Origin of the sequence: Pseudomonas sp. BP01 (assembly GCF_022760795.1) — a bacterium.
Classification (GTDB): Bacteria; Pseudomonadota; Gammaproteobacteria; order Pseudomonadales; family Pseudomonadaceae; genus Aquipseudomonas; species Aquipseudomonas putida_Q.
Genome location: NZ_JAFBKA010000072.1, coordinates 1 through 586, shown reverse-complemented (window position 1 = coordinate 586; position 586 = coordinate 1). Strand labels below are relative to the sequence as shown.

The 586-nt window shown below is 61.3% G+C and carries 1 protein-coding gene; it reads right to left on the bottom strand.

The features are described from left to right. On the bottom strand, positions 1-586 hold a 586-nt coding region (locus tag JOY50_RS28515; RefSeq protein WP_243056169.1), incomplete at both ends, for an immunoglobulin-like domain-containing protein.

Below are 586 nucleotides of genomic sequence, written 5' to 3'. Positions count from 1 at the left end.
GGGTGTACGGCGCGCTGGTCTCACCGGCCTTGATGGTGACCTGAGCGTTGTTGCTCAGGGTCACAATCAAGTCGTGAGCAAGCGGTTGGTTGATATGCACGGTGAACGTCGGTTTGACGTTCTCGGCGACCGAAGTCTGGTCGGCCGTGATGGTGACCTTGACCAGGTCACCTTCGTTGGTGCCACCTGGGGTGCCAGGGGTACCTGGTTCGTCGGTCACGGTGGTGCTGACCGGCGTCTTGTCCAGGGTCAGCTGTTCGAACTTACCAACATCCGCGCCCGCAACAGTCGCGATGGAGTTGACCACTGCTGGGTTGCTGCCGACGTAGACGTTGTCCGGCGCGGTCACGGTGATCGAACCGCTGGTGCCGTTAGCCGGTACGGTGATGACGGTCTTGCCGTCGCTCAGCGTGAAGGTCAAGGCGCCGTGGTTGTTGATCGGCAGACCATCTTTGTTGGTCAGGGTGACGGTGTAGGTGATCTCGCCGCCTTCGGTGACCGAAGGGGTGGCGGTCAACTTGGCCACCACTTCGTCGGTGGTGTCGGTGACATCCACTTTCGCAGCGCCGCCCAACTCCAGGTTTTC